The organism is Pseudomonas sp. GW823-FHT01D03 (genome assembly GCF_058798255.1).
The window spans coordinates 1,154,964-1,178,474 of record NZ_JBXAKK010000001.1 but is presented as its reverse complement, the minus strand read 5'-3'; the positions used below and the strand labels follow the sequence as shown (position 1 = coordinate 1,178,474).

At 60.2% G+C, this 23,511-nt stretch carries 20 protein-coding genes; 11 read left to right on the top strand and 9 right to left on the bottom strand.

Annotated elements, in window-relative coordinates:
- Positions 1 to 8 precede the first annotated feature (8 nt).
- The 3 genes from AC1RBR_RS05125 to AC1RBR_RS05115 form a co-directional block, all read right to left on the bottom strand.
- Positions 9 to 1,106 carry an amino acid ABC transporter permease gene (locus tag AC1RBR_RS05125; RefSeq protein ID WP_007965184.1) on the bottom strand — a complete coding sequence of 366 codons (1,098 nt, stop codon included), beginning with the start codon at positions 1,104 to 1,106 and terminating at the stop codon, positions 9 to 11.
- 10 nt (positions 1,107 to 1,116) lie between these two features.
- Positions 1,117 to 2,298, bottom strand: a complete 1,182-nt coding sequence (locus AC1RBR_RS05120; RefSeq protein ID WP_492563278.1) for an amino acid ABC transporter permease — start codon at positions 2,296 to 2,298, stop codon at positions 1,117 to 1,119.
- A 66-nt stretch (positions 2,299 to 2,364) separates the two neighbouring features.
- Positions 2,365 to 3,396 carry an amino acid ABC transporter substrate-binding protein gene (locus tag AC1RBR_RS05115; RefSeq protein ID WP_095050968.1) on the bottom strand — a complete coding sequence of 344 codons (1,032 nt, stop codon included), beginning with the start codon at positions 3,394 to 3,396 and terminating at the stop codon, positions 2,365 to 2,367.
- A gap of 468 nt (positions 3,397 to 3,864) precedes the next feature.
- On the opposite strand from AC1RBR_RS05115, the gene AC1RBR_RS05110 reads away from it, so the two are divergent.
- The 5 genes from AC1RBR_RS05110 to AC1RBR_RS05090 all read left to right on the top strand — a co-directional run bounded on the left by AC1RBR_RS05110 (position 3,865) and on the right by AC1RBR_RS05090 (position 9,169).
- Positions 3,865 to 4,521 (top strand): alpha/beta hydrolase, encoded by a 657-nt coding sequence (locus AC1RBR_RS05110; RefSeq protein WP_492563277.1) that lies wholly within the window; start codon positions 3,865 to 3,867, stop codon positions 4,519 to 4,521.
- Between the two features lie 96 nt (positions 4,522 to 4,617).
- Entirely contained in the window at positions 4,618 to 6,090 is a 1,473-nt protein-coding gene (gene rhlB / locus AC1RBR_RS05105) for an ATP-dependent RNA helicase RhlB (RefSeq protein WP_095138256.1), read from the top strand.
- 136 nt (positions 6,091 to 6,226) lie between these two features.
- The gene (locus tag AC1RBR_RS05100; RefSeq protein ID WP_492563275.1) at positions 6,227 to 7,171 is read left to right on the top strand and encodes an ornithine cyclodeaminase family protein; all 945 of its coding nucleotides are present in this window, start codon (positions 6,227 to 6,229) and stop codon (positions 7,169 to 7,171) included.
- A gap of 151 nt (positions 7,172 to 7,322) precedes the next feature.
- Positions 7,323 to 8,450, top strand: coding sequence for an NAD(P)/FAD-dependent oxidoreductase (locus AC1RBR_RS05095; RefSeq protein WP_492563274.1), 1,128 nt, complete (start codon positions 7,323 to 7,325; stop codon positions 8,448 to 8,450).
- Between the two features lie 92 nt (positions 8,451 to 8,542).
- On the top strand, positions 8,543 to 9,169 hold the full coding sequence (locus AC1RBR_RS05090) for a helix-turn-helix transcriptional regulator (RefSeq protein ID WP_095138253.1): 627 nt from the start codon (positions 8,543 to 8,545) through the stop codon (positions 9,167 to 9,169).
- A 105-nt stretch (positions 9,170 to 9,274) separates the two neighbouring features.
- On the opposite strand, the gene AC1RBR_RS05085 is transcribed toward AC1RBR_RS05090, so the two are convergent.
- From AC1RBR_RS05085 to AC1RBR_RS05060, 6 genes are all read right to left on the bottom strand, one after another.
- Positions 9,275 to 10,051: an ABC transporter substrate-binding protein gene (locus AC1RBR_RS05085; RefSeq protein ID WP_204894939.1), complete on the bottom strand. Its 777-nt coding sequence runs from the start codon at positions 10,049 to 10,051 to the stop codon at positions 9,275 to 9,277.
- A gap of 240 nt (positions 10,052 to 10,291) precedes the next feature.
- A complete protein-coding gene (gene moaE / locus AC1RBR_RS05080; protein ID WP_054049707.1) occupies positions 10,292 to 10,744 on the bottom strand; it encodes a molybdopterin synthase catalytic subunit MoaE in 453 nt (150 codons plus the stop codon).
- Positions 10,745 to 10,747: 3 nt separating this feature from the next.
- A complete protein-coding gene (moaD, locus tag AC1RBR_RS05075; protein WP_166496244.1) occupies positions 10,748 to 10,990 on the bottom strand; it encodes a molybdopterin converting factor subunit 1 in 243 nt (80 codons plus the stop codon).
- Positions 10,987 to 11,460, bottom strand: a complete 474-nt coding sequence (gene moaC / locus AC1RBR_RS05070; protein ID WP_492563270.1) for a cyclic pyranopterin monophosphate synthase MoaC — start codon at positions 11,458 to 11,460, stop codon at positions 10,987 to 10,989. Before moaC ends, moaD begins: the two co-directional genes overlap by 4 nt.
- A gap of 238 nt (positions 11,461 to 11,698) precedes the next feature.
- Positions 11,699 to 13,093 (bottom strand): PhoH family protein, encoded by a 1,395-nt coding sequence (locus tag AC1RBR_RS05065; RefSeq protein WP_095139594.1) that lies wholly within the window; start codon positions 13,091 to 13,093, stop codon positions 11,699 to 11,701.
- 337 nt (positions 13,094 to 13,430) lie between these two features.
- Positions 13,431 to 14,507, bottom strand: a complete 1,077-nt coding sequence (locus tag AC1RBR_RS05060; RefSeq protein WP_492567218.1) for a polysaccharide deacetylase family protein — start codon at positions 14,505 to 14,507, stop codon at positions 13,431 to 13,433.
- A gap of 311 nt (positions 14,508 to 14,818) precedes the next feature.
- On the opposite strand from AC1RBR_RS05060, the gene yaaA reads away from it, so the two are divergent.
- The 6 genes from yaaA to AC1RBR_RS05030 all read left to right on the top strand — a co-directional run bounded on the left by yaaA (position 14,819) and on the right by AC1RBR_RS05030 (position 23,508).
- Entirely contained in the window at positions 14,819 to 15,598 is a 780-nt protein-coding gene (gene yaaA, locus AC1RBR_RS05055; RefSeq protein WP_115986598.1) for a peroxide stress protein YaaA, read from the top strand.
- Between the two features lie 810 nt (positions 15,599 to 16,408).
- Positions 16,409 to 17,725 carry a nucleotide sugar dehydrogenase gene (locus tag AC1RBR_RS05050; protein WP_095139591.1) on the top strand — a complete coding sequence of 439 codons (1,317 nt, stop codon included), beginning with the start codon at positions 16,409 to 16,411 and terminating at the stop codon, positions 17,723 to 17,725.
- Positions 17,726 to 17,822: 97 nt separating this feature from the next.
- Positions 17,823 to 19,304 (top strand): mannuronan synthase, encoded by a 1,482-nt coding sequence (gene alg8 / locus AC1RBR_RS05045; RefSeq protein ID WP_492563268.1) that lies wholly within the window; start codon positions 17,823 to 17,825, stop codon positions 19,302 to 19,304.
- 35 nt (positions 19,305 to 19,339) lie between these two features.
- Complete coding sequence (locus AC1RBR_RS05040; RefSeq protein ID WP_492563266.1) at positions 19,340 to 20,509, top strand: PilZ domain-containing protein; 1,170 nt, start codon at positions 19,340 to 19,342, stop codon at positions 20,507 to 20,509.
- 15 nt (positions 20,510 to 20,524) lie between these two features.
- Positions 20,525 to 22,030 carry an alginate biosynthesis TPR repeat lipoprotein AlgK gene (algK, locus tag AC1RBR_RS05035; RefSeq protein WP_177440033.1) on the top strand — a complete coding sequence of 502 codons (1,506 nt, stop codon included), beginning with the start codon at positions 20,525 to 20,527 and terminating at the stop codon, positions 22,028 to 22,030.
- The gene (locus AC1RBR_RS05030) at positions 22,027 to 23,508 is read left to right on the top strand and encodes an alginate export family protein (protein ID WP_115986605.1); all 1,482 of its coding nucleotides are present in this window, start codon (positions 22,027 to 22,029) and stop codon (positions 23,506 to 23,508) included. Before algK ends, AC1RBR_RS05030 begins: the two co-directional genes overlap by 4 nt.
- Positions 23,509 to 23,511 lie beyond the last annotated feature (3 nt).

Sequence of the window (23,511 nt, the reverse complement as noted above, 5' to 3'; positions counted from 1 at the left end):
GAGAACTCCTAACGCTTGTGGCCAGTGTCGAGCTTGCGTTCCAGATGCATGGAATAGCGCGACATACCAAAACAGAAAATCCAGAACACCAGGGCGGCGAACACGTAGCCTTCGGTGGCCATGCCCAGCCATTTCGGGTCGGCAGCGGCTTGCTTGACGCTGTTGAGCAGGTCGAACAGGCCGATGATGATCACCAGGCTGGTGTCCTTGAACAGCGCAATGAAGGTGTTGACGATGCCCGGAATCACCAGTTTCAGGGCTTGCGGCAGAATCACCAGACCCATGGCGCGCCAGTAACCGAGGCCCATCGCCGCTGCCGCTTCGTACTGACCTTTGGGGATCGCTTGCAGACCGCCGCGCACCACTTCGGCGACGTAGGCCGACTGGAACAGGATCACCCCGATCAGCGCCCGCAGCAGTTTGTCGAAGTTCATCCCTTCGGGCAGGAACAGCGGCAGCATCACCGAGGACATGAACAGCACGGTGATCAACGGCACGCCGCGCCAGAACTCGATGAAGGTCACGCAGACCACACGAATCGCCGGCATGTTCGAGCGACGGCCCAGCGCCAGAATGATCCCCAGCGGCAAGGCGCCGGCGATACCCACGGTGGCGATGACCAGGGTCAGCATCAGACCGCCCCACTGGCTGGTCGCCACGGCGTCGAGACCGAACACGCCACCGTGCAGCAGGCACCAGGCGACGATCGGGTAGATCACCAGGAAGCTCAGGCCGTACACCGCTTTACGCGGGAAGCGCGAGATGAACAGTGGCGCTACGCCAATCACCGCCAGCCACACGGTCAGGTCGACGCGCCAGCGCAGGCCGGTCGGGTAGTAGCCGTACATGAACTGGCCGAAACGCTGCTGAATGAACACCCAGCAGGCGCCATCCTTGGTGCAGTCGGCGCGGGTGGTGCCGACCCAGTTGGCATCGAGAATCGCCCAGCTGAGGATCGGTGGTACCACCAGGTAGATCAGATAGAACGCAAACAGGGTCAGCAGGGTGTTGAGCCAGCTGGAAAACATGTTCGCGCGTATCCATGCCATCGGGCCGAAGACTTTGGCCGGCGGTGGCATGTCGGGTTTGAAAGTATGGGTTGTCATGCGCGTTTCCTCACCGCTCGATCAGCGCAATGCGCTTGTTGTACCAGTTCATCAGCAGGGAAATGCTGATACTGATCGCCAGGTACACGCTCATGGTGATGGCAATGACTTCGATCGCCTGACCGGTCTGGTTGAGCACGGTGCCGGCGAACAGCGAAACCATTTCCGGGTAACCGATACCGGCGGCCAGCGACGAGTTTTTCGCCAGGTTCAGGTATTGGCTGGTCAGCGGCGGAATGATCACCCGCAGGGCTTGCGGAATGATCACCTTGCGCAGGGTCGGGCCGTTGCGCAGGCCGAGCGAACGCGCCGCTTCGGTCTGGCCATGGCTGACCGACTTGATCCCGGAACGGACGATTTCCGCAATGAACGCTGCGGTGTACACGGTCAGGGCGAGGGTCAACGCGAGCAGTTCCGGGATCAATACCCAGCCGCCGACGAAGTTGAAACCTTTGAGCTCGGGCATCTCCCAGTGCAGCGGAGCGCCGAAGATCAGTGCGCACAAGGTCGGGATCACCAGCAGAATCGCCAGACCGGTCCAGAACTTGTGGAACGGTACGCCGGTTTCTTCAAAGCGCTTGTTGGCCCAGCGGGTCATCAGCACGATGCCGACGATCGCCACCACGACGCTGATCACGAACGCCCAGAAACCATCAGCCGCCAGCGCGGCCGGCATGTTCAGGCCACGGCTGCTGACGAAGAAGGTGTCGCCGAAGTTGTGGCTGTTGCGCGGTCCCGGCATGGTCAGGAACACCGCGAAGTACCAGAACAGGATCTGCAGCAGCGGCGGAATGTTGCGGAACACTTCCACATACACGGTCGCCAGTTTGCTGATGATCCAGTTCGGCGACAGCCGCGCCACACCGATGATGAAGCCCAGCAGAGTCGCCAGGATCACACCGATGAAGGTCACCAACAGGGTATTGAGCAGGCCGATCACGAACACCCGGGCGTAGCTGTCCGCTTCGGTGTAAGAGATCAGGTGTTGAGCGATGCCGAACCCGGCACTGCGCTCCAGAAAGTCGAAACCGGAGGTGATGCCCCGGTGCTGCAGGTTGGTCTGGGTGTTGTCGAACAGATACCAGCCCATGGCGACCACCGCCACGACGGTGATGATCTGAAACAGCCACGCACGCACTCGCGGATCGCTGAGGCTGAGCCTCTGCTTTGGTGCGCCGATTGAATTTTGCATGAAGTGCCCCGGAAAAAATGGAACAAGAACATCACCCGGCGGTTGGCCCGCCGGGCGATAGAACCATTAGCGCACTGGTGGTGCGTACTGAATGCCGCCGTTGTTCCACAGGGCGTTCAAGCCGCGGTCGATTTCCAGCGGAGTGCTCTTGCCGAGGTTTTTCTCGAAGATTTCGCCGTAGTTGCCGACTTGTTTGACGATCTGCACAACCCAGTCTTTCGGCAGTTTCAGGTCTTTGCCGTACTCGCCGTCAGCGCCGAGCATACGGGCGACGTCCGGGTTCTTGGTCGACTTGGCTTCGGCTTCGACGTTCTTCGAAGTGATACCGGCTTCTTCAGCGTTGAGCAGCGCGTAGCCAACCCAGCGCACGATGGCCAGCCACTCGTCGTCGCCATTACGCACGACCGGGCCCAGCGGTTCTTTGGAAATGGTTTCCGGCAGAACCACGTAGTCCTTCGGCGATGCCAGCTTGGAGCGCTGGGCGAACAGCTGGGACTTGTCGGAGGTCAGCACGTCGCAACGACCGGATTCCAGCGACTTGGCGCTTTCATCGGAGGTGTCGAAAGTGATCGGGGTGTATTTCAGACCGTTGCCGCGGAAGTAGTCGGAAACGTTCAGCTCGGTGGTGGTACCGGCCTGGATGCAGATGGTTGCACCGTCCAGCTCTTTGGCACTTTTCACGCCCAGCTTGTTGTTCACCAGGAAGCCGATGCCGTCGTAGTAGGTAATGAAGCCCGGGAATTTCAGGCCCATGCCCGCGTCACGGGAGCTGGTCATGGTGGTGTTGCGCGACAGGATGTCGATCTCGCCCGATTGCAGCGCGGTGAAGCGCTCCTTGGCGTTCAGCTGACTGAATTTGACCTTGGTCGCGTCGCCGAACACGGCAGCGGCCACAGCGCGGCAGACGTCAGCGTCGATCCCGAGGATCTTGCCGGTTGCGTCCGGTACCGAGAAGCCCGGCAAACCGTCGCTAACGCCACACTGCACGAAACCTTTCTTCTGCACGGCATCCAGGGTTGCACCCGCCTGAGCGAACCCGCTGACGCCGAGAACTGTTGCTGCAGTCACGATCGCCAGAGTGGATTTCAACATCTTCATTCAAACCTCCAGTTTTGCTCTTGTTGTGTCGGAGCTTGAGTCCTGCCGCACCCTTTTGAGGCGTTGTTGACCCGTGTTGGCTTTTTTTGGGGTCAACCGACGTAAGACCTTCGCTATGAGTCTAGTAGGAGAAAATCCACATCATGGACAACTCACTTCTCACCAATCGGCCGAACGGGCTGTAGCCCTTTCACGTTCGCTAAGCCCGTAGTGGCCATTGGCGAACATCCATAACCGGATTCTTTGCAATCCCGTCGCGGGTCGTACACTGATAGTGTTACCGCCACGCGTAGGAAGCTTCGTACAGAACCTTCCATAGCAAAGCCCGTACCACACCGCTTGCCGAATCGATTCGGCGACAGGTCAATAGCAAAACTTGTAACCTTGCGACATCTTCTTAACGGATCCACCGGACGCGCACTCGAATCACGCACTCAATGAGAGCGCCCGCACATATTTGGAGCAGACATGACCGAGCCCTTGATTCTTCAGCCTGTTAAGCCCGCAGACGCCTGCGTGATCTGGCTGCACGGCCTCGGCGCCGACCGCTACGACTTCCTCCCGGTGGCTGAAGCGCTGCAGGAAAGCCTTCTGAGTACGCGCTTCGTGCTGCCGCAGGCGCCGACTCGCCCAGTGACGATAAATGGCGGATATGCCATGCCGAGCTGGTACGACATTAAAGCCATGAGCCCGGCCCGCGCGATTGATCGTGACGAGCTGGAAGCGTCCGCCGATCGCATCATCGAATTGATCGGAAACGAGCGCGCCAGCGGAATAGACGCCTCGCGGATTTTCCTCGCCGGTTTTTCCCAGGGTGGCGCGGTGGTCTTGCACACTGCATTTTTGAAATGGCAGGGACCGTTGGGTGGCGTGTTGGCGTTGTCGACGTATGCGCCGACGTTCAGTGATGATTTGCAATTGTCCGCCAGTCAGCAGCGGATTCCGGTGATGTGCCTGCACGGGCAGTTCGATAACGTGGTGCAAAACTCCATGGGCCGCAGCGCTTATGAGTACCTGAAGCACCATGGTGTCACCGTGACATGGCAGGAATACCCAATGGAGCACGAAGTGTTACCCGAAGAAATTCGTGACATCGGCGTCTGGCTGGGCGAACACCTGCGTTGATCGTTTCAGCGCGAACGCCCCTTTGATCATCCCACTACGCCGCGCCCGTTTCTTGCATTACACTGGCCGGCGTACATTCCTTAACCAATTGATGAGATGACCGTGCTCAAAGCACTCAAGAAAATGTTCGGTAAAAGCGAGGCTGAGCAGCTCGCGCCAGTCCCCAGTGCGCCGTCGCACGCCCCCGGCCCTCGCAGCGATGCGCCCAAGGCTGAACGTCCGGCTCCGGTAGCGACACCCCAGCCCGAGCCGCAAGCCGCTATCGCCGCCGAACCGGTCCGCGCCGAAGCGCCGAAACCACCCCGGCCGCGCCGCGAACCGAAGCCCAAGGCACCGGTCATTCCCTGGAAACTCGAAGATTTCGTTGTCGAACCCCAGGAAGGCAAAACCCGCTTTCACGATTTCAAACTCGCTCCGGAACTGATGCACGCCATCCAGGACCTGGGCTTCCCGTATTGCACGCCGATCCAGGCGCAGGTGCTGGGTTTCACCCTTGCCGGCAAAGACGCCATCGGTCGCGCGCAGACCGGTACCGGCAAGACCGCCGCGTTCCTGATCTCGATCATCACTCAGCTGCTGCAGACTCCGCCGCCGAAAGAACGCTACATGGGCGAACCCCGTGCGCTGATCATCGCGCCGACCCGCGAGCTGGTGGTGCAGATCGCCAAGGACGCCGCTGACCTGACCAAGTACACCGGCCTCAACGTGATGACGTTTGTCGGCGGCATGGACTTCGACAAGCAGCTCAAGCACCTCGAAGCACGCCACTGCGACATCCTCGTCGCCACTCCGGGCCGTCTGCTCGACTTCAACCAGCGCGGCGACGTGCACCTGGACATGGTCGAAGTGATGGTGCTGGACGAAGCCGACCGCATGCTCGACATGGGCTTCATCCCGCAAGTGCGGCAGATCATTCGCCAGACTCCGCCGAAGTCCGAGCGTCAGACCCTGCTGTTCTCCGCGACCTTCACCGAAGACGTGATGAACCTGGCCAAGCAATGGACCACCGATCCGGCGATCGTCGAAATCGAAATCACCAATGTGGCCAACGAAAACGTCGAGCAGCACATCTATGCGGTGGCCGCGGCCGACAAATACAAACTGCTCTACAACCTGGTCAACGATAACGGCTGGGAACGCGTGATCGTCTTCGCCAACCGCAAGGACGAAGTGCGCCGTATCGAAGAGCGCCTGGTGCGCGACGGCATCAACGCCGCGCAACTGTCCGGCGATGTGCCGCAGCACAAGCGCATCAAGACCCTCGAAGGCTTCCGCGAAGGCAAGATCCGCGTGCTGGTGGCCACCGATGTCGCCGGTCGCGGCATCCACATCGACGGCATCAGTCACGTGATCAACTTCACCCTGCCGGAAGTCCCGGACGACTACGTGCACCGCATCGGCCGTACCGGTCGCGCAGGCGCTGACGGCGTATCGATCAGCTTCGCCGGCGAGGACGACTCCTACCAGTTGCCGTCGATCGAAGAGAAACTCGGTCGCAAGATCAGCTGTGAAACACCGCCGACGCACTTGTTGCGCGCGGTGGAGCGCAAGCGTCCACAGCCGCAGTAAACGCCCCGAAAACAAAAAGCGCAGCCGGCAACGGACTGCGCTTTTTTTTGCCCGGCGTTTTCAACAGGCGCTTGCGATAGACAACTAAAAGTCCATAATGGACAAACTAGTTTAGATCCAGACTGCGGAGCCTGACATGTCCAGTACACCCTACGTGATCGACCACACCCGGGCCCGCGAGCTGCTGGCACGCATCGACGTGCCGCAGATCCTGCGCAAACTGTTTCGCGACCTCGCCGCCGGCCACGCTGTGCAACCGTCGCAGCAACTGGTGGAGTTCCCGCAGGGCGCCGGCGACTTCATCAACTATTTGGGGGTGCTGGCCGAAGATGGCGTGTACGGGGTCAAGACTTCGCCGTACATCGTCCGCGAGCAAGGGCCGCTGGTCACGGCGTGGACACTATTGATGTCGATGAAAACCGGCCAACCGTTGTTGCTGTGCGATGCCGGTGAACTGACCACCGCGCGCACGGCCGCGACCACCGCCGTTGCAGTCGATGCCCTCGCCCCGCTGAATGCTTCGCGGCTGGCAATCATCGGCAGCGGCAAGGTTGCTCAGGCGCATCTGCATTACGTGAAAGGTTTGCGCGACTGGCAGAGCATCAGCGTGTATTCGCCGAGTCTGTCTGAAGACGCTGAAACCCGGGCGCTGCTGAAAGAGATCTACCCGGGGGTGAAGATTGCCGACAGCCGCGATGTCGCCCTCACAGACGCGGACGTGATCATGCTCTGCACCTCTGCCGCCGGTCCGGTCATCGACCCGGCCACCTTGAGCAAACCGGCGCTGATCACCTCGATCAGCACCAACGCGCCACGCGCCCATGAGGTGCCGCCGCAGAGCCTGGGCGATATGCAGGTGTTCTGTGACTATCGGCTGACCACACCGGGTTCGGCGGGTGAAATGTTGATCGCGTCGGAGCAGCATGGCTGGAGCAAGGATTTGATCATCGGCGACCTCGCCGACCTGCTCAGCGAGAAAGTGCCGCGCCCCGGTTACGACCGTCACGTATTTTTCCGGTCTATTGGCCTGGGCCTGGAAGACATCGCGCTGGCGAATGCGGTTTATCTCTTAACCCACTAACACCACAAATCCCATTGTGGGAGCGGGCTTGCTCGCGAAGAGGCCTTATCTGGCGACGTATTTGCCGAATGACACACCGCCTTCGCGAGCAAGCCCGCTCCCACAGGGGATCAGCGTATTTTCCAATATCGCGAGCAACTGGAGACCTTTCATGAGCCAGGCAGACTTCATCATCATCGGCGGCGGGATTGCCGGTGCTTCCACCGGTTTCTGGCTGTCGCCCCACGCCAAAGTGATCGTGCTCGAACGTGAATCGCACCCGGCCTATCACTCCACCGGACGTTCTGCCGCGCTGTACACCGCCGCCTACGGTACGCCGCAGGTGCGGGCGCTGACGCTGGCCAGCCGTGAGTTTTTCGACCAGCCGCCAAGCGGCTTCTGCGAGCATCCATTGCTGACGCCGCGCGGCGAAATGACCGTGGATTTCAGCGGTGACGCCGCCGAACTGCACAACCAGTACCTCAGCGCCAAAGCCACAGTGCCAGAGATGCAGCTGCTCAGCGCCGACGAAGCCTGCGCCCGTCTGCCGATCCTGCGTCGGGAAAAAGTCCACGGCGCGATCTACGACCCGACCGCCAGTGACATCGACACCGACGCTTTGCATCAAGGCTACCTGCGCGGTATCCGCCGCAACAACGGCCAAGTACATACCGATTGCGAAGTGCTGGGCCTGAGTCGTGACGCTGACGGCCAATGGCAAGTGCAAACCAACGGTCAGACCTTCAGCGCCCCGATCATCATCAACGCCGCCGGCGCCTGGGCCGACCAGATCGGCGCACTGGCTGGCGCGCCAGCGCTGGGCCTGCAACCCAAGCGCCGCACGGCGTTCATTTTCGCCGGCCCCGAGGGCGTCGACATTCATCACTGGCCGATGCTGGTCAGCCTTGATGAGTCGTTCTACATGAAACCCGACGCCGGGATGTTCCTCGGCTCGCCGGCCAACGCCGACCCGGTCGAACCGCATGACGTGCAACCGGAAGAACTGGACATCGCCATGGGCATCTATCAGATCGAAGAGGCCACGACCTTGACCATCCGCCGCCCGACCCGCACCTGGGCCGGACTGCGCAGCTTTGTCGCCGACGGTGATCTGCTCAGTGGTTTCGATCCGCAGGTGCCGGGGCTGTTCTGGGTCGCAGCGCAGGGTGGTTACGGCATTCAGACTTCACCGGCCATGGGCCAGGCCAGCGCGGCATTGGTGCGTGGTCAACCGCTTCCCGAGCCGCTGCAACAGTTCGGCCTGAGCAGCGCCATGCTCTCCCCTTCACGCCTGCGCTGACGGCCCCTGCGGATGACGCGCCCAACGGATTGCGGCACACTCGCAGCGCCCCCGTGCACGGGGACGCTGACGCTGCCTGGAGCTCCACAAACATGACCGCCCCCGAATTCGATCCGGCCCTGGATAACTTCCGTGCCATCGCCGACGCCATCGCCACGCTGTTCTTTCCCCACGCCGAAGTGGTGCTGCACGACCTGCGCACGCAGAAGGTCGACTACATCGCCAACAACCTGTCCAAGCGCGAGATCGGCGACGACTCATCGCTTGAAGACATGCTCAGCGAGGAGGTCAGTGAGCGCAACATCGGCCCGTACGAAAAGCTCAATTGGGACGGCCAGAAGATCCGCAGCCTGAGCACCGTGCTGCGCGACCGCGAAGAGCGGCCGCTGGCGGTGCTGTGCATCAACCTGAATATTTCGTTGTTTGAGAATGCCAAGGCTGCGCTGGATCTGTTCCTGTCGCCGAGCAAACTGATCCCGCAGCCGGATTCACTGTTTCGCGATGACTGGCAGGAACGCATCAACACCTTCCTCCACGCCTGGCTGCGCGAGCGGCAGCTGAGCCTGAATCTGCTGACCCGCGATCACAAGCGCGAACTGGTGCTGGCGCTGCACGCCGAAGGCGCGTTCAAGGGCAAAAGCGCCTCGAACTATGTGGCCAATGTGCTGAACATGGGGCGGGCGACGGTGTACAAGCATTTGAAGGAATTGAAGGGCTAGGATCCATAAGCTGTATTGCCTGATCCGGCCCTTTCGGGAGCAAGCCCCCTCCCACATTTGAATGCGTTCCCCTGTGGGAGGGGGCTTGCTCCCGAAGGCGGACTATCAGTCGCCGTAGATGTCGGACTTGAAGTACTTCTCGGAAATCTTCTGATACTCGCCGCTCGCACGAATCCCGTCGATGGCCGTATTCAACTCGCTGACCAGTTCGGTATTGCCCTTGCGCACCGCAATCCCCGCGCCCTCGCCCACGTACTTCGGATCCTTCAGCTCCGGCCCGACAAACGCATAGCCTTTGCCGCGTGGCATCGACAGGAAATCGTTCAGCGGAATGGTGTCAGCGAAAATCGCATCGAGCCGCCCGGCCGCCAGGTCCATGTAGATTTCTTCGTTATTGCCGTAGCGCTTGACGTTGATGCCCTTGGGTTCGAACACCTCGGTGGCATAACGGTCGGTGGTGGTGGCGCGCTGCACGCCGATGGTCTTGCCCTTGAGGCTCGCGTATTGATCATCGACCGTAGCGCCTTCCTTCATCACCAGTCGCGAGGAGGTGAAGTAGTACTTGTGGGTGAAATCCACCGACTTCTTGCGGTCTTCGTTGATGGTCATCGACGACAGCGCCATGTCGATTTTCTTCACTTTCAGCGAAGGGATCAGGCCATCGAACTCACCCTCGACCCACACGCACTTGACCTTCATCTGCGCGCACAGGGCATTGCCGATGTCGTAGTCGAAACCGACGATTTCGCCCTTGTCGGTTTTCGAGGCGAACGGTGGATACGCAGCCTCGATGCCGATACGCAGGGTCTTCTCGGCGGCAAACGAGCTGGTGCACGCCAACAGGCTCAGGGCCAGACCGGTGATCAGGGGGAGTTTCTTCATGTTCGTTCTCTCGCGGGTTGTTGTTGGTTTGGCAAGACAGAAGAAAAGAGCTGGAGCGGGAATTTTGTACTTGTAAATCCATACTGGACTTTTACGTACAAACCGTCAATCAGATGAAAGAGGCAGGATTTTTTGCGTGGCGGATGACGCCTTCGCGAGCAAGCCCGCTCCCACATTGGAATGCGTTCTCCTGTGGGAGCGGGCTTGCTCGCGAAGACGGACTTGAAGGCGCTATAAAAACTATTTTTTCCAGCGATCCGCAGCGGCATGATCACTGTCACGCCCTTCTACCCAACGCGGACCATCGCTGGTGTTTTCTTTCTTCCAGAACGGCGCGCGGGTTTTCAGGTAATCCATGACGAAAGCGCAGGCGTCGAACGCCGCCTGGCGATGGGCGCTGGCCGCGCCGACAAACACGATCGGCTCGCCCGGCTCCAGCGCGCCGATGCGGTGCAGCACTTCCAGCTTCAGTAGCGGCCAGCGTTGCTCGGCTTCGAGGGCAATCTTGCCGAGGGCTTTTTCGGTCATGCCCGGATAATGCTCGAGGAACATCCCCGCCACATCCAGCCCGTCGTTGAAGTCGCGCACGTAACCGACAAAACTCACCACCGCGCCGACACCGACATTCGCCGCGTGCATCGCGTTGACTTCAGCGCCGGGATCGAACGCTGTGGACTGCACCCGAATCGCCATGCCTCAGCCTCCGGTCACGGTGGGGAAAAACGCCACTTCGTCGCCATCGCTCACCGGCTCGTCGAGCTGGCACAGGTCTTCGTTGCGTGCGCACATCAGGTTCTGTTCGCTCAGCACTTCGGCGCCATCGCGTTGCGCGAGCAGCGCACGTACAGCGTCGACCGTGGCGAAATCGCCTTCAACCTCGACCGAGTCCACGCCCAGCGCTTCACGATAACGAGCAAAGAATTTAACCGTCAGCTTCATGACTGCTCCGCCTGAAAGTGCCCGCTCTTGCCGCCGACCTTCTCCAGCAGACGCACGCTTTCGATAACCATGCCGTGATCCACCGCCTTGCACATGTCGTAGATGGTCAGCGCCGCGACGCTGGCGGCGGTCAGCGCTTCCATTTCCACGCCGGTCTGCCCGGACAGTTTGCAGCGGGCGACGATGCGCACGCTGTCGTCGCCCTCAGCGCTGAGTTCGACCTTGACCCCGGTCAGCATCAGCGGATGACACAGCGGGATCAGATCACTGGTTTTCTTCGCCGCCTGAATGCCGGCAATGCGCGCCACGGCAAACACGTCGCCCTTGGGATGGCCGCCGCTGACGATCATCTGCAGGGTTTCGGGGAGCATGCGCACCAGCGCTTGGGCCGTCGCCTCACGGAACGTCACGGCTTTTTCGGTGACGTCGACCATGTTGGCGCGACCTTGGGAATCGAGATGAGTCAGCACGGGATTACTCCTGATCAGGAGCAGGGATTGTAAACCTGTGGGTCAAATTTCCGCATCACTGATTATGAATTCACCACTGTCCCCTGTGGGAGCGGGCTTGCTCGCGAAGGCGGTGCATCAGGCTACATCGATGGTGACTGACACACCGCATTCGCGAGCAAGCTCGCTCCCACATTGGGTGATGGGTTCATCCATAAAAACCGGGCGGCTGTCAGGCCGCCCGGTTTTGTTGGAAGGGTTACAAATGCGATTCGGCGTATTCGGCCAGAATTGAGCGTGGCACCCCTTGCAGGGTGATGTGCACCCCGTTGGGGAAATCCTTGAAGCGTTCGGTCAGGTAGGTCAGCCCGGAGCTGGTCGCGGACAGGTAAGGGGTGTCGATCTGTGCCAGGTTGCCCAGGCACACCACTTTGGAACCGGCGCCGGCCCGGGTGATGATGGTTTTCATCTGGTGCGGCGTGAGGTTCTGGCATTCGTCGATCAGGATCAGGCTCTGCTGGAAGCTGCGACCGCGAATGTAGTTGAGCGATTTGAACTGCAACGGCACTTTGCTGAGGATGTAATCGACGCTGCCATGGGTGTTTTCGTCATCCATGTGCAAGGCTTCGAGGTTGTCGGTGATGGCGCCCAGCCAAGGCTCCATTTTTTCCGCTTCGGTGCCGGGCAGGAAGCCGATTTCCTGGTCCAGGCCCTGCACGCTACGGGTCGCAATGATCCGGCGATAGCGCTTGCTGACCATGGTCTGCTCGATCGCCGCGGCCAGCGCCAGGATGGTTTTACCGGAGCCGGCGGCACCCGACAGATTGACCAGGTGAATGTCCGGATCCAGCAACGCATACAACGCCAGGCTCTGGTAGATATCCCGCGGTTTGAGACCCCAGGCTTCCTGATGCAGCAGCGGTTCCTGATGCAGGTCGAGGATCAGCAGTTTGTCTTCCTGAATTTCCTTGATCCAGCCGACAAAGCCTTGTTCGTCAATGATGAACTCGTTGATGTGCACCGCCGGCAGGTTATCGATCAACTGCACCTGATGCCAGGTGCGGCCGTGATCCTGACGGGTTTCGACCTTGCTCACGCGGTCCCAGAAGGAGCCAGTCATGTTGTGGTAGCCGTTGGGCAGCAGGGACACGTCATCGACCAACTGGTCGGTGCTGTAATCCTCGGCCGCGATCCCGCAGGCGCGCGCCTTGAGGCGCATGTTGATGTCTTTGGTGACCAGCACCACGGCCTTCTTCGGGTCACGGGTGTGCAGGTCGATCAGCTGGTTGATGATTTTGTTGTCGTTCAGATGCTCGGGCAGAATCAGGTTCGACTCGGCCTGTTTGCTCATCAGAATTGACAGCAAGCCCTTTGGCCCGCCCTTGCCGCGCTGGATCGGCACACCCAGTTCGACGTCCTCGGGGGAGGCATCGCCCAGGGTCTTGTCGATCAGCCGGATCGCCTGGCGGCATTCGGCAGCAACGCTGTGATGGCCGCTCTTGAGCTTGTCCAGCTCTTCGAGCACGGTCATCGGGATCGCGACGTGGTGTTCTTCGAAATTCAGCAGGGCATTTGGATCGTGAATCAATACGTTGGTATCGAGTACATAAAGGATTGGCTGGTTGGAAGAAGGGCTACGTCCGTGATCATCCATACTCGGTCACCTTTGTGGGAGCCATTCGACGCAATACCTGGGCGGTGCTGCGCCTCGAAGTGACTGCCGAATTCATCCACGAAGGCCTGGATGAACTGCACACAAAAGGAGTCTTGGAAGACGCCACCTGTGTTGCAGGTTTCGGCGGTCTGTCTTCGTAATACTCCAAAACCCATGACATAAAAAAGCACTTTTACGGTTTTTTTAAGTTTATTTTGCAGAGTGACGAAAAGCCCTTGGCGGACCGTCCAGACCCCGCTAAAGTCGGAAGTCCGCCTGCATCGAATTCTCTAAAAAAATTGCCCCAAGCCCAATGTTTCCGGGCTTTTTTCGTTTGTCACCGAAACCCGTCCTGACAGTCCTCAAAGCCGATGCCACTTTGCGCAGTTTGCGTGATCAGCCACGGCAACGCGGTCTTCACCGCATCCTGTTTCATGTTGAAATTGATCACCCCGTGCCGCCACAACAACATCAGGGTCAGCACCCGCTGCGCGCTCTGTGCGCCCTTGAGCTTGCCGGCGCCATCCTGGGCGTCGATGTCCCACAGCGCCACTTGCAGGCCCTGATTGCGCAAGAAGCTGCCGGCATCAATGCGGCGCTGCCCCTCGGGCGGACGAAACAGTGGCACGTAGTTTTCCGGCAACTTGTTCTTCACCAGATCGGCGCTGCGGCGCACCGAGTCTTGCCAGTCCTGCCAATAGCTGTGGGAGCGGAACTCCCAGCCCTGCACGCCGACGCACTGTTTCGAGAACTCCGATTGCAGGTTGCTCACCGAGCGATCTGCCAGTCGCGCCTGCACATCCTTGCCCAACAGGAAGAACGTGCCGCTGAGGTTGGATTTGCGCAGGTAGTCGGCGATCCAGTCGGTGTTGTCCGGCTGCAGATTGGCGGCGCTGTCGAAGCTCAGCAGAAACAGCCGGTCGTGCATCTCTTCGCCGCTGCGCTCGTAGTCGCCAAAACGATCGACTTCGCTGCTGGTCTGCGGCGACAGCGCCGCCTTGCGCATCAGCTCGTCCAGGTACTGCAAATGAAACAACCGGCTCGGCTCGGCCCACCTGGTGTAATAGCTGTCATCGCTGACCACGAACTTGGCGGCCTGCTCGCGCAGGGTTTGCAGGTCCTCGACGAGGAAGCAGAACGAGGCATCCTGATCGCAGCTCTGCTGGGCGAAGTTGTAGTTGGCCAACAGCCGTTCCCAGAGCCGCTGCCGCAGGCGGCTGATCGCGTCGACATTGACCGTGCGCAGCCCCAGGCGCTGGGCCAGCGCGGCCTCGTCCAGCGCCTCGGTACCGAGCAGGCCCCGGGCGAACATGAGGATTTCCGCGCGCGAGGCGACGTCGAACAGCGTCGGGCTGCTCAGTTGCTCCGGCCAGGTGCTGCGATCCAGCGTCGCCACATCGCCCGGCGCCGCCATGGCCCCGCAGCTCAACAGCCACGCAGTGAATAAAAGAACAATACGCAAAGAGGTGTCTCCATAACCAAACCCGCGCGGCACTATAGCTGATCCCACCCAACTTCCCGTACCAACACAAATCCCCTGTAGGAGTGAGCCTGCTCGCGATAGCGGTCTGACATTCAACATTGCAGTAACTGATCTACCGCTATCGCGAGCAGGCTCACTCCTACAGGGATCGTGGCAGGCCATCGATCACCTATCACGCTCATAGCTGGAGTCAACCCGGCCAACCCCCTAGAATCGCCCCCACGATTAAAGGAGACGACTTCATGCTGATGGTGATTTCCCCCGCCAAGACTCTCGATTACGAAACACCGCCGGCGACCCAGCGCTTTACCCAGCCGCAATACCTCGATCATTCTCAGGAGCTGATCCAGCAACTGCGCGAACTGAGCCCGGCACAGATCAGCGAACTGATGCACGTGTCCGACAAGATCGGCGGCCTGAATGCCGCGCGTTTCGGCAGCTGGACGCCCGCCTTCACCCCGGAAAACGCCAAGCAGGCGCTGCTCGCGTTCAAGGGGGACGTGTACACCGGCCTCGATGCGCAATCGTTCAGCGAAGCTCAGTTCGACTACGCGCAAAAGCACCTGCGCATGCTCTCCGGCCTCTACGGCCTGCTGCGTCCGCTAGACTTGATGCAGCCTTACCGCCTGGAAATGGGCACCAAACTGGCCAACGCCCGTGGCAAGGATCTGTACGCATTCTGGGGTACCCGAATCAGTGAATGGCTCAACGAAGCGCTGGCCGAGCAAGGTGACGACGTGCTGCTGAACCTGGCGTCCAACGAGTACTTCTCGGCGGTCAAACGCAGCGCGCTGAACGCGCGAATCATCAACACCGAGTTCAAGGACCTGAAGAACGGCCAGTACAAGATCATCAGCTTCTATGCGAAGAAAGCCCGTGGCCTGATGAGCCGTTTCGTGATTCAGGAAAAAATCAACGATCCTGCCCTGCTCAAGCAATTCGATGTGCAGGGTTATCGCTTCAGCGCCGAGCAGTCGAAACCGGACAATCTGGTGTTTCTGCGCGACCACGCTCCGGAATAAAGCATGCCCATTGCACGACTCTGTCTATAAAGAGTCGTGCAGCTCGCACGACGTCAAAAATTCCTCGCCACATTTCGCCGATTTATTGGCGCCATAAAATCGTCCCCGGCATTTCTAATTTTAGTTTCACTCGACACCCACACTTTTTTTCAGTAGTGGCACCTAAATTTTTTTACGGTAGTGGCACAAAACTATCGAGCTCGATTACGCGCCGATTAATAAAGGCCCAAATCGAAAGTGCTATCAAATTGAGACCAGTGCCATCTTTGGCAATATTTCAAAAAATTTCAGCTTTCGCGATGAGCGGGTAGGAACTATGTCCAAATGCATAGCTCATACCACCGGTAACGATTCTCGCCGAGTTTGTACGAGATAACTTACGCAGAGCGGAGAACCATGTAACCAAGTTGTCACAGCAACTTGCCTAGATGGTTCACTCATCTGATCAACTAACGATGGATAGGTGATACGCACCATAAACATCCTCTACAAGGCCAAGGCTGCGCCCCTGTAATTGTGCTCGCCTGAGCACCCAACCGCTTGATCTACGGGCTTTTCGCCCGACATCAGGTGGACTGAAAACATGCACAAGAGTCTTCCGACAAGAAGATCCGCTGCATAACAGGGCAAGTCATAACAACCAGGCCTAGTTGCGCACATCTTGAGTGCACTTATTTAGACACTCGGAACTTAGTATGCCTGCACACGGCATTGTGGCGCCTGTTTGCCGCACTTTCGAGTGCACTATGACCGCTGAACACCATTAACTCCGGCCATCTAACGGCTTGATAAAACACAGAGGTAATTGCGATGCGCATCAGCATATTTGGTTTGGGTTACGTTGGCGCAGTATGTGCCGGTTGCCTGTCTGCACGGGGCCATGACGTGGTTGGCGTCGATGTTGCCAAAGACAAGATCGACATGATCAACGCCGGCAAGTCGCCGATTGTTGAACCGGGTCTGGGCGAACTTCTGGCTCAGGGTATCGAGACCGGTCGTCTGCGCGGTACGACCAACTTCGCCGAAGCGATTCGTGACACCGACCTGTCGATGATCTGCGTCGGTACGCCGAGCAAGAAGAACGGCGATCTGGAACTGAACTACATCGAGGCCGTGTGCCGCGAGATCGGTTTCGTGCTGCGTGAAAAATCCACCCGCCACACCATCGTGGTGCGCAGCACCGTGCTGCCGGGCACCGTCGCCAACGTGGTGATCCCGATCCTTGAAGACTGCTCGGGCAAGAAGGCCGGTGTCGATTTCGGCGTCGCGGTCAACCCGGAATTCCTGCGTGAATCCACCGCGATCAAGGACTACGACCTGCCACCAATGACCGTCATCGGCGAGTTCGACAAGGCCTCGGGCGACGTTCTGCAATCGCTGTACGAAGAACTCGACGCACCGATCATCCGCAAGGACATCGCTGTCGCCGAGATGATCAAGTACACCTGCAACGTCTGGCACGCGACCAAAGTGACCTTCGCCAACGAGATCGGCAACATCGCCAAAGCGGTCGGCGTCGATGGCCGTGAAGTGATGGACGTGGTCTGCCAGGACAAGACCCTCAACCTGTCCCAGTACTACATGCGCCCGGGCTTCGCCTTCGGCGGTTCGTGCCTGCCCAAAGACGTACGCGCCCTGACCTACCGCGCAGGTTCGCTGGACGTCGAAGCACCGCTGCTCAACTCGCTGATGCGCAGTAACGAATCGCAAGTGCAGAACGCCTTCGACATCGTTGAAAGCCACGACAAACGCAAAGTCGCCCTGCTCGGTCTGAGCTTCAAGGCCGGTACCGACGACCTGCGCGAAAGTCCGTTGGTGGAACTGGCCGAAATGCTGATCGGCAAGGGCTACGACCTGAGCATCTACGACAGCAACGTCGAGTACGCCCGCGTTCACGGCGCGAACAAGGACTACATCGAGTCGAAAATCCCGCACGTGTCGTCCTTGCTCAACTCGGACTTCGATTCGGTGATCGACAACTCCGACGTGATCATCCTCGGCAACCGCGACGAGAAGTTCCGCGCGCTCGCCCAGGAAGCACCGCAGGGCAAACAGGTCATCGACCTGGTCGGCTTCATGGCCAAAGCGACCAACCCGGGTACTCGCACTGAAGGTATCTGCTGGTAAAGCAGCGCCAAGCGACAAGCCTCGAGCTGCAAGCAAAGCGTTTCGCTTGCAGCTTGAAGCTTGCAGCTCGAAGCCTCTCTTACCTTGGATGACGTCGATGACCAAGCTCAAACATTTCTTTCTGCAATCCGCCGGCTGGCTGTTGTTTCTGAGCCTGCTATTGGGCCTGGCCTTGATGCTGCCCGCGTCCACGTTCGACTCCGAGTCGAAGGACTTTATTTTCCTGATTGGCGCCGTGGGTATCTGGCGCTACTCGATGGGCGCAACGCACTTTGTGCGCGGCATGATTTTTCTCTACATCGTTTACCCGCACCTGCGCCGCAAAGTGCGCAAGCTGGGTAAAGCGGCGGACCCGTCGCATGTGTTTCTGATGGTCACCAGTTTCCGTATCGACGCGCTGACCACCGCGCAGGTCTACAGCTCGGTGATCCGCGAAGCCATCGACTGCGACCTGCCGACCACCGTGGTCTGCTCGATCGTCGAAATGTCCGATGAGCTGCTGGTGAAAGCGCTGTGGGCGCGGATGAATCCGCCAGACCGGGTGAAGCTCGACTTCGTGCGCATTCCCGGCACCGGCAAACGCGATGGCCTGGCTTATGGTTTCCGCGCGATCTCCCGTCACCTGCCGGACGACCGTGCCGTGGTGGCCGTGATCGACGGCGACACCGTGCTCGGCGAAGGCACCGTGCGCAAGACCGTGCCGTGGTTCCAGCTGTTCGGCAATGTCGGCGGGCTGACCACTAACGAGTTCTGCGAAGTGCGCGGCGGCTACATCATGAGCGAATGGCACAAGCTGCGTTTCGCCCAGCGCCACATCAACATGTGCTCGATGGCCCTGTCCAAGCGCGTGCTGACCATGACCGGGCGCATGTCGGTGTTCCGCGCCACGGTGGTGACCGATCCGGAATTCATCGCCGACGTCGAAAGCGACTCGCTGCAACACTGGCGCCTGGGCCGTTTCAAGTTTCTCACCGGCGACGACAAGTCGAGCTGGTTCAGCCTGATGCGCCTGGGTTACGACACCTTCTACGTGCCGGACGCCGCGATCAACACCGTTGAGCATCCGCCGGAAAAGAGCTTCATCAAGGCCAGCCGCAAACTGATGTTCCGCTGGTACGGCAACAACCTGCGCCAGAACTCGCGAGCGCTGGGCCTGGGTGTGAAACGCCTTGGCGCCTTCACCTCGGTGGTGCTGTTCGATCAGCGCGTGTCGATGTGGACCTCGCTGCTCGGTCTGACCGTGGCGATCATCGCCAGCTTCAAGTACGGCGGCGCGTTCATCCTCGCCTACCTGCTGTGGATCGGTATCACCCGCCTGATTCTGACCCTGTTGCTGTCGTGCTCCGGTCACCGGATCGGCCCGGCCTATCCCGTGATTCTGTATTACAACCAGATCGTCGGTGCGCTGGTGAAGATCTACGTGTTCTTCCGCCTCGACCAACAATCCTGGACGCGCCAACCCACTTCCCTGACCCGTGATCTCGCCAGCTTTCAACGTTGGTTCAACACCTGGTCGTCTCGGACCATGACCTTCTCCGCCGGCAGCATTTTCGTCGCCTTGCTGCTGATGATGGTCTGACCCGCCCCTATTGAATTAACAAGGAAATCGCCCCTATGAATACCGCCGTCAACGCCAACGTAGTGCATGAATCCGAAGCCCAGCGTCAGCACGCCCGAGTGAAAATCCCGGCCAAACTGCGTTTCTTCGGCCCGGACCGGACGCCGGTCGAAGCGCGGGTCCTCGACCTGTCTGCCGGTGGTCTGGCGTTCAACGCCGGGCAACTGCCGCTGACCATCGGCGAGGTGTACAAGGCACGTCTGCAATTCGTCATCGACAACCTCGGCCTGGCCATGGACGTCGAGCTGCAAGTGCGCTCCTACGACCGCCAGAGCGGCCGCGTCGGTTGCCAGTTCCAGAATCTGGAACCGCAGGACATCTCGACCTTGCGTCACCTGATCACTTCGCACCTGGCCGGCGACATCGTCAGCATGGGTGAAGTGCTGGCGACACTGCAGCGCGACAACTTCACCAAGGCGCGCAAGGTCAAAGACGGTGGCAGCGGCATGACCCCATTCGGGCGTCTGAAAGCCGTGACTTTCAGCGCCGGTATTTTCGCCATCGGTCTGGTCGCGTTCGGTTTCGTGTTCAAGTCGGTGTACGGCATGTACTTCGTCAGCCATGCGCAGGCAGGTCTGGTCAGCGTGCCGGGAATGAACATCACCATGCCGCGTGACGGCACCGTGCAGAGTCTGGTCAAGTCCGACGGCGTCGCGGCCAAAGGCGCCCCGCTGGCGACCTTCAGCACCAGCATGCTCGATGTGCTCAAGGGCCATCTGGAAGAAGATCAACTGTCACCGGCCAAGGTGGAAGAACTGTTCGGCAAGCAAATGACCGGCACCCTGACCTCGCCGTGCGATTGCACCGTGGCCCAGCAACTGGTGGCTGACGGTCAGTACGCGAGCAAGGGCGACGTGATCTTCACCCTGGTACCGCGCAATACACAAGCCACCGTCGATGCACGCTTCTCCTATCGCCAGTTCGGCGACGTGCGCCCGGGTACGCCAGTGAGCTTCCAGATCGCCGGCGAAGACAAGACCCGCACCGGCAAGATCGTCAGCAGCACCAGCCTGAAAAGCGCCGACCTGTCCTCCGACATCCGCGTGCAGATCCAGCCGGACGAGCCGCTGGACAGCAGCTTCGCCGGGCGCCCGGTGGAAGTGAACAGCGACCGTGGCCCGAACCTGAACTGGCTGATCGACAAAGCCATGGCTGCCGGTCTTTAAGTCGAGGACATGCCTGTGACGATTCCTACTCTTTTGAACACGCCGCAGCCCTTGTGGGAGCGGGCTTGCTCGCGAATGCGGTTCAACATTCAAAATCAGTGTGGGCTGACACACCGCCTTCGCGAGCAAGCCCGCTCCCACATGGGTCCGCTGTGTGCAGTTGCATTGGCAGTCAGTCTGGCCGGTTGCGCCGGCCTGCCCGACCAGCGTCTGGCCAACGAAGCGCTCAAGCGTGGCGACACCGCCACCGCCGCGCAGAACTACCGCGCACTGGCTGATCTGGGTTACAGCGAGGCGCAAGTCGGCCTCGCCGATATCCAGGTCGACAGCCGCGACCCCGAGCAGATCAAACAGGCCGAGGCGACTTACCGTGCCGCCGCCAGTGTTTCGCCGCGCGCTCAGGCCCGTCTCGGTCGCCTGCTGGTGGCCAAACCGGGTTCCACCGAGGCCGAGCACCACGAAGCCGAAAGCCTGCTGAAAAAAGCCGCCGCCAATGGCGAAGGCAATACGTTGATCCCGCTGGCGATGCTGTACCTGCAATACCCGCACAGCTTCCCGAATATCAACGCGCAGCAGCAGATCGATCAGTGGCGCAAATCCGGCTACCCGGAAGCCGGTCTGGCGCAGGTGCTGCTGTATCGCACCCAGGGCACTTACGACCAGCATCTGGATGACGTGGAAAAGATCTGCAAAGCCGCGCTCAACACCACCGACATCTGCTACGTCGAACTGGCCACGGTCTATCAGAAACGTTCCCAGCCAGAGCAACAGGCCGAGCTGATCAAGCAGATGCAGGCCGGTTACAGCCGTGGCACGGTCAGCGCGCAGCGCGTCGATTCGGTGGCCCGCGTGCTGGCCGATTCGACCCTGGGCAAGACCGACGAGAAGACCGCGCAGTCGCTGCTCGAACCGATCGCCCCGGGCTATCCGGCATCGTGGGTGACCCTCGCGCAGCTGCTCTACGACTTCCCGGAACTGGGCGACGTCGATCAGATGATGAAGTACCTGGACAACGGCCGCGCCGCCGATCAGCCGCGCGCCGAACTGTTGCTGGGCAAGCTCTACTACGAAGGCAAACTGGTGCCGGCCGACGCGAAAGTTGCTGAAGAACACTTCCAGAAAGCCGTCGGCCGCGAAGTCGCCGCCGACTACTACCTCGGCCAGATCTATCGCCGCGGTTACCTGGGCAAGGTCTACCCGCAGAAGGCCCTCGACCACCTGCTGACCGCTGCGCGCAACGGCCAGAACAGCGCCGATTTCGCCATCGCCCAACTGTTTTCCCAAGGCAAGGGCACCAAGCCCGACCCGCTCAACGCCTATGTATTCAGCCAATTGGCCAAGGCGCAGAACACTCCGCAAGCCGATGAACTGGCGACCACCCTGGCCGCGCAATTGCCGCCCGAGCGTCTGGCCGAAGCCCAGCGCCTGCTGCAACAGGAACAGGCCAGCCGTGGCGCCCTGAACCAGAACACGCTGCAACTGCACGCCCTGCAAGAAGAAGACGGCGAGGAATCCCTATGAAGTTGAATCCCTTTGTGAAGGCCGGCATTGGCCTCACGTTCGCGCTGATCTGGTCTTGCCCGACACTGGCCGCGATGACTGAAACCAAGAACTTCGGCCTGGAAGTGAAAATCACCGGCCAGTCCGAAGACGACCGCGACCTCGGCACCGCCAGCGGCGGCGACGTCAACGGTGTGGGCCTGGACTTGCGTCCGTGGGTCTACGGCGAAAGCGGCGCGTGGAGTGCCTACGCCATGGGCCAGGCCGTGACGTCGACCGACATCATCGAGACCGACACCCTGCAGCAGTCCGACGGTGAACAAACCACCGACAACAGCGACCGCAAAACCAAGAAAAACTATCTGGCGATGCGTGAGTTCTGGGTCGGCTACAGCGGCCTGACCCCGTACCCCGGCGAGATGCTCAAGTTCGGTCGCCAGCGTCTGCGCAATGACGACGGCCAATGGCGCGACACCAACATCGAAGCGCTGAACTGGACCTTCGACACCACCCTGTTGCGCGCCAACGTCGGTGTCGCCGAACGCTTCAGCGAATACCGCACCGACCTCAAAGAGCTGGCGCCGAAAGACAAGGATCGCCTGCACGCCTACGCCGATGCCGCTTACCAGTGGACACCCGGCAACTGGGTCGGCATTCGTGGTCATCACACTCACGACGACGGCAAACTGGATTATCCAGAGCCGGGCGTTGCCGGTGATTCGCTGGACAAAAAAGAGAACGGCGACATCAGCTGGCTCGGCCTGACCGCCGACAGCGACGCCTACAACTGGCGCAACACCAACACCGTCAACTACTGGGGCAGCATCACCGGCATGAGCGGCGACCGCGACACGGTCAACGCGCTGAACGCCGATGGCTCGCGCCCGGCACAAGCCAAGCGCAGCGATGATGTGAATGGCTGGGCCACCGACATTGGTGTGCGTCTGCGCCTCGATCCGCAATGGCAGGTCGGCGCCGCGTATGCCCGCGCCAGCGCCGATTACGAACAGACCGGTCTGGAAAGCAACCGCTCCAACTACACCGGTACCCGTTCGCGCGTGCACCGTTTCGGCGAAGCCTTCCGCGGCGAAATGAACAACATGCAGACCGCCACCCTGTTCGGTTCGTGGATGCTCAACGACCAGTACGACGCCAGCCTGATCTACCACAAGTTCTGGCGCGTGGACGGCAACAAGCCGGTGGGCAGCAACGGCATCAACGCCGTGGAAAACAACACCGACGACGTCACTGGCGCGATCCTCTCCAGCACCTCGCTGCCGCTGCAAGATGGCAACAAGGACCTGGGTCAGGAAATGGATCTGGTGGTGACCAAGTACTTCAAGCAAGGCCTGTTGCCGGCGGCGTTGAGCCAGTCGATCGACGAGCCTTCGGCACTGGTGCGCTTCCGTGGCGGTGTGTTCAAGCCGGGCGATGCCTATGGCAGCCAGGTTGATTCGTACATGCACCGCGCGTTCATCGACGTGATCTGGCGCTTCTGATGC

Bases quoted from the DNA above. Each gene is read 5' to 3' on its own strand.
- AC1RBR_RS05065 (WP_095139594.1), bottom strand. From the start codon at position 13,093: ATGGATGATCACGGACGTAGCCCTTCTTCCAACCAGCCAATCCTTTAT.
- AC1RBR_RS05085 (WP_204894939.1), bottom strand. From the start codon at position 10,051: ATGAAGAAACTCCCCCTGATCACCGGTCTGGCCCTGAGCCTGTTGGCG.
- AC1RBR_RS05120 (WP_492563278.1), bottom strand. From the start codon at position 2,298: ATGCAAAATTCAATCGGCGCACCAAAGCAGAGGCTCAGCCTCAGCGAT.
- AC1RBR_RS05100 (WP_492563275.1), top strand. From the start codon at position 6,227: ATGTCCAGTACACCCTACGTGATCGACCACACCCGGGCCCGCGAGCTG.
- AC1RBR_RS05090 (WP_095138253.1), top strand. From the start codon at position 8,543: ATGACCGCCCCCGAATTCGATCCGGCCCTGGATAACTTCCGTGCCATC.
- moaD (WP_166496244.1), bottom strand. From the start codon at position 10,990: ATGAAGCTGACGGTTAAATTCTTTGCTCGTTATCGTGAAGCGCTGGGC.
- rhlB (WP_095138256.1), top strand. From the start codon at position 4,618: ATGACCGTGCTCAAAGCACTCAAGAAAATGTTCGGTAAAAGCGAGGCT.
- alg8 (WP_492563268.1), top strand. From the start codon at position 17,823: ATGACCAAGCTCAAACATTTCTTTCTGCAATCCGCCGGCTGGCTGTTG.
- AC1RBR_RS05110 (WP_492563277.1), top strand. From the start codon at position 3,865: ATGACCGAGCCCTTGATTCTTCAGCCTGTTAAGCCCGCAGACGCCTGC.
- AC1RBR_RS05125 (WP_007965184.1), bottom strand. From the start codon at position 1,106: ATGACAACCCATACTTTCAAACCCGACATGCCACCGCCGGCCAAAGTC.
- AC1RBR_RS05060 (WP_492567218.1), bottom strand. From the start codon at position 14,507: ATGGCGGCGCCGGGCGATGTGGCGACGCTGGATCGCAGCACCTGGCCG.
- moaE (WP_054049707.1), bottom strand. From the start codon at position 10,744: ATGGCGATTCGGGTGCAGTCCACAGCGTTCGATCCCGGCGCTGAAGTC.
- yaaA (WP_115986598.1), top strand. From the start codon at position 14,819: ATGCTGATGGTGATTTCCCCCGCCAAGACTCTCGATTACGAAACACCG.
- AC1RBR_RS05095 (WP_492563274.1), top strand. From the start codon at position 7,323: ATGAGCCAGGCAGACTTCATCATCATCGGCGGCGGGATTGCCGGTGCT.
- AC1RBR_RS05050 (WP_095139591.1), top strand. From the start codon at position 16,409: ATGCGCATCAGCATATTTGGTTTGGGTTACGTTGGCGCAGTATGTGCC.
- AC1RBR_RS05030 (WP_115986605.1), top strand. From the start codon at position 22,027: ATGAAGTTGAATCCCTTTGTGAAGGCCGGCATTGGCCTCACGTTCGCG.
- AC1RBR_RS05115 (WP_095050968.1), bottom strand. From the start codon at position 3,396: ATGAAGATGTTGAAATCCACTCTGGCGATCGTGACTGCAGCAACAGTT.
- AC1RBR_RS05040 (WP_492563266.1), top strand. From the start codon at position 19,340: ATGAATACCGCCGTCAACGCCAACGTAGTGCATGAATCCGAAGCCCAG.